We start from the raw sequence: 4971 nt of genomic DNA on the forward strand, positions 1-4971 counted from the left end.
GGACCACGTCCAACACTCCCGCGAACAGCGGCATCGCGGCCCCGACCGTCCTCGGGGCCGCGGTCTTTGCGGGCGGCAGCTATACGCAGGCCGGCAGCGTGCCGTGCAGCTTCGTCGCCCAGTGGCTGCAGGCACCGTTTCCGTCCGCCTCGCCCTCCCCGTCAGCGTCGCGCGTCCCAGGCGCGTCTGTGTCTCCCGCGTGGTCAGCGCTGGGCACGGGACTGAACAACTTCGCCAACACCATGGCCGTCGATGACCACGCCCTGTACGTGGGCGGCAACTTTGGAACGGCCGGCGTGACAGCGCTCCGTGTTGCTCCCTGGAGTGGCACGGCGTGGTCGGCGGCGCGGGGAGCGGGCGTTAGTGGCGATGACTCGCACGTGGAGGCCCTGGCGCTCTTCGACGGGGCACTGTACTCGGGCGGCTGGTTCAAGACAGTCGGCGGCGTGAACTCCAGTTGCATTGCGCGCTAGAACGGCACGGCGTGGTCGACGGTAGGCACGGACTTGACGATCTACGACCATGCGCTGCACGCGTGTGGCACCTTCGCGGAAGCGGGCGGCAAGGTGATGGGCCAGGTCGCTCGCTGGAACGGGCCCTGACCGATTCGGCGGCAGTCGCGTCGCGCGCGATAGATAGGCAGCTAGCTGCAGCTCCATCCGATTGCGCTCCATGGAGACTCGTGCGCCGTGCCATGCGCGGCGGAGACCCCCTTGATACCTTACGCGCCCTCCGTACGCCGCCATGCACAGATCACCGCAATAGGCGTATGGCGCTAAAACGAATCGGTTAGCGCTGCGCCGGTATTTAAAGATGCTCTGCTGCGGTAGCTGCGGCGCGGCTGTAGTGACGGCGTTGCACCGACAGGTCCATCCTGGCGCGCGCGAGTGTCGCGGCCGAGGCTTGCGGGTCGGCCCGAAGAGCGTCGCTGACGCTCTGGCCCCGAATCGCGTGGGGTCGCAGGTGCGGGGGCAGCCCGCACGCCCGCATCGCCGCAAGCACGATGGAAGCAACCCGCTGGCTCGTCAGGCACGCGTAGCAGCCCTGACGCGGCCGGGAGCACAGGAACACAAAGTCGGCCCCGGGCGCGCGCGGCAGGTCCGCGATCCGCTCGCAGTAGCGGCGCAGCAGTGCCACCGGGCACGCGCCCGGGTCGTCCGGCCACGCCGGCACGGTGACCCACGCCGTGCAGTCACCCAACGCGCCCTGCCGCGCCTGCCGCGCTGAGCCGGGCCGCCACTCCTTGGTGCGAAAGTACCGCACACGGCACACCGCACCCTCCAGTTGTCGATGCGCCACATCCCACGGCAAGCGGGCTAGATCCGACGCCCGTGCGTGGAGGTGGATCATGAGCGACACGATGGCCGCGTCACGCAGGCGCGCAAGAGGACAGTCCGCTGCTGCGGCTGTCACGCGCGCCCACCCCAGCAGGCGCGGGCAATCGACCACGTCGTCCTCGCCATAGCGGGCGACGGGCGGTCGCTCGAGGCGGATGGCCCGGACGAGCCGTGCCAGAGCCGGCGCGTCGGCTTGGGCGTCCGTGCGACCTACCAGCTGAAGCGTCTGGCAGATCGCCGCGCGGGCCTTTGTGATGGCGCCGTAGTTGGCGCCTCCCTCCGCCTTTAGATGCAGGAAGTCGACGATGTCATCGATCGAAGCATGCTCCGGATCAACGCCGCGTCCGTGGGCGAAGGCGGCGAACTCTCGCCAGGCCTTGTCGTATCCGGTAGGATTCCGCCAGCTGCGGAAGATCCTCTCTGTCGCGCCCGCGCAAAAGCGCGCACGCGCGCGGACAAACCCGAGACGCGACAGATCGCGTGCCCCCACCTCGCTGGGGGCATGGGGCCGTAGTCCTGGCCCAGGTCCCAGAACACGCCCGTCTGCCGAGGCAGGATGATGGGCGTGTCGCAGATCATCGTGATCAACACCGGGAACCACGCCTGCGACGTTGAGAACGCCCGGAATGTGCTGAGCGCGCAGCTCGATGTCCATCTCGAGCATCAGGCTCCGGATCGAGTGCAGGATGCTCGCCAGGTGCGGTGCGCGGCCCCCGCCGCGGTTGATGTACGACGCCGCGGTGCTGTTGTCCGTCCGGATCACAACGTGCGACCGCGGCATCAGGGACTCCCGAAAGGCTCGCAGAGCCAGGACGATGGCTAGCAGCTCGCGCGCGTTGGTCGACCACGCGCGCTCCTCGGGCGTCCAGAACCCCCTGGTGAATAGCCGGCCGCCGTCCGCTAGGGCGGCCCAGCCCCAGTTGCACGCGTCCGTGACTAGCGTCATGGCTGGGGCCGGCGTCAGGACTGCACGGCCGTTCCACCTCTCCAGGTGGTCGATCCACCAATGCAGCTCCTGGCGCGCTGCGGGCGTCAGCAGGACGCACGCCTCCCACCAGCCGGCCCGGCGGAACGTGCGTGTGAGGCACCCGCGCAGCTCGTGCCAGTGGAGCGCCGCGTGGCGCACCGAGAGCGCCACGGACTGCGTCCTGCCCAGGAAGCATGCCAGCATGCGGCAGGTGATCGCCTCGGGCGATGCCGCCTCGCCGAGCAGGCTCTGTGCCTCGTCGGAGATCTGACGGCGCTTGGCCGCCGGCACGTAGAGCTGCATGCGCCGCGTGTCGATGAGGAAGCCCAGGAACTCGGACGACCGACTGGGCGTCAGGGCGGACTTGTCGGTGTTGATGGCAAGTCCGAGATCGTACAGGAGACGGAGCGCGATGTGCGTGTGTCGCAGCGACTCCTCCCTGGATGCGGCCAGGATGAGCATGTCGTCCAGGTAGATGATCAGCCGTATGCCCTGCTCCCGCAGGAGGGCGATCACGTCCCGCATCAGCTTCGTGAACACGCGGGGCGCGCACGACACGCCAAAGGGCATCACTGCGAACTGGAAGGCGCCGCGTGGCGTTTGAAACGCTAGCCAGCGGCGATAGTCCCGGTGTACCGGGACGTGCCAGTAGGCGGACTGCAGGTCGACCGATGTCATCCAGTCGCCCTTTCGGACGAGCGTGCGCATCTCCCTCATGCCTTCCATCTTGAAGTGACGCGGCTGGATGAACGAGTTCACCCAGCGGAGGTTCAGCACGCCGCGCCACTTGCCGCCCTTCTTCGGCACGACGAAGAAGCTCGAGAGGGCGCAGTGGCTCGTCGTCTGCAGCGGCTCGACGACCCCGGTCGCCAGCATCTCGTCCACGATCGAGTCGCGGGCGGCCGTCTCCGCTTCCGACAGGGTCCGCTGGCCGCGGGCGCGTGCGCGCGCCGGCGGCGGGCCCCGAACCCACTCGAGGGTGAGCCCGTGGCGGAGCAGGCCCGACCGCACCGCAAACGAGGCGGGCAGCAGGTGGGTCCACGCTGCGAGGTGCCGGCCTAGCCCCCCGGCCACGAAGGGCCGGACGGGCGGCGAATTGGGTGGCGCCACGGCCGGCCGAAATGGCGCCACCCGAGAGAAACCCGGCGGCGGGTCAGGCTGCGCCCCGATGGGCGTGCCTGCCGCCGCGCGCGCGCCCCCGACCGCGGTAGGCTCCGCGTGGAGGGCGCTCGGTGCCGGTGTCGTGGGGGCCCTTGCTGAACTGCGAGGGGCCTCGAAAGTGGTCGCGCGAGCGCCGCGCGCTCCCATCGTGCTCGGCCCCGAAGGCCGAGCGCGCGCGAAAGGGCTGCGCCAGCAGCTGCGAGGCGCCAGGCTTGCCTGACTTGGGCCGCGAGGCACTTCCGGTCTCGCGAAGCTTCGCGATCGACGCGGATAGCGTGATGGATCTCTGCAGCGCCTCTACGGTCGCTGCGTCGCAGAGTGCCTCGTCGCGCTGATCCACGCGTGGCGCGGTCGCATGCGCGACGACATGCGCGGGGATCATCGTCCCAAACACCTGCAGCACGCGCTCGTGGCGTGCGTGGGCAAGGTGGTGGCTAATCAGGCGCACCATGTCAACCAGCGACGCACGCGTCGCGTAGTGCAGTCGGACTGCGCCGACATCATCCTGGGCAAGCATGCGAAGGCATGGCCGCAGGATGTCCGTCAACGGGGTCACGTACTTCCGCGTGAACTCCCGGTCGGAGGGCACTGACTTGCCCTTAGCGGCCTGCGTCGGCAGCGCCGCCTCCGGGGTGAACAGTCGCAGCCGGCAATTGCGCGGCTCTGGGTACCGTTCGAGTACGGCCTGCACCTCGTGCTTGGCCAAGGGTGACTCAAAGAAGGAGGGCGTCCTACCGCCGTCCACGTACCCCGGGAAGATGTCCGCCAGTGCGCTGGCCGGCACATCATAGACGAACTTTGGGCGCCGCTCGGGGGCCCAGTCGTCGTTTGGATCGATGAGGGGCGTTCCATCGCTGCGCTCATCGTCCCTTCCCTCCTCCTCGGTCCCATCCTGATCATCGTCAGGCGGGCCGGCGTTCATCCATCGCGCTCTCTTGCGCATCGGAGGGGAAGCGCACTCCCCAGCCTGACTCTGCGGCGCAGGGGGAGCTGGGGTGTTGGCTTGCAGCCCCGCCACTATCGTGGTGAGGGCATCCAGGCGGGCCGACATCGATTCGATCGATGGGTCCGCGGGCCGCGACACGGGCTCCTCCGCCAAGGCGGGCGCCCGTCGACGCGGTGCCGGACGACGCCGTGCCTTCGGCTGCGGCGTCGTCGCGGCCACCCCGTGCGCATCTGTCTCTACAGAGGTGCCTTCAGAGGTCACCTGCCGCCGCGTCCGTCGGACGGGGGCGGAGCTCGCAGCCGGCGCGCTCTGCGCCCGGCGCGGCATGGCAACGCTCGAACACGGAGGCAACGCACACCGTAACGAGGCGAAGCCGCGGCAAGCGTCGACGGCAAGGAGCTAAACGGTACGCCCGAGGCCGATCGACGCCGCCGGAGGCCAGACCGACAGAAGAAAAAGGCCTGAGTGGTGTGGCCGCCAGCGTGCCCCATATATACGCGCGGAGCGAGCACGTGGCAGGCTTAGTTTTCTTTGAATAGTCTGTGGCGAGATAGGCCAGA

The 4971-nt window shown here is 69.1% G+C and carries 3 protein-coding genes; 1 reads left to right on the forward strand and 2 read right to left on the reverse strand.

Annotation, left to right across the window (positions count from 1 at the left end; translation table 11 throughout):
- Window positions 1–473 (forward strand): hypothetical protein (locus tag KIT86_RS24085; RefSeq protein WP_297403115.1); only part of this gene is annotated, 473 nt, incomplete at its 5' end.
- 334 nt (window positions 474–807) lie between these two features.
- Here the strand turns inward: KIT86_RS24085 and KIT86_RS24090 are convergent.
- Complete coding sequence (locus KIT86_RS24090; protein ID WP_297403118.1) at window positions 808–3180, reverse strand: reverse transcriptase domain-containing protein; 2373 nt, start codon at window positions 3178–3180, stop codon at window positions 808–810.
- A gap of 277 nt (window positions 3181–3457) precedes the next feature.
- The gene (locus KIT86_RS24095; protein WP_297403117.1) at window positions 3458–4387 is read right to left on the reverse strand and encodes a hypothetical protein; all 930 of its coding nucleotides are present in this window, start codon (window positions 4385–4387) and stop codon (window positions 3458–3460) included.
- Between the last annotated feature and the right edge of the window lie 584 nt (window positions 4388–4971).

The organism is Hydrogenophaga sp., from assembly GCF_026125825.1.
Taxonomy (GTDB): Bacteria; Pseudomonadota; Gammaproteobacteria; order Burkholderiales; family Burkholderiaceae_C; genus Hydrogenophaga.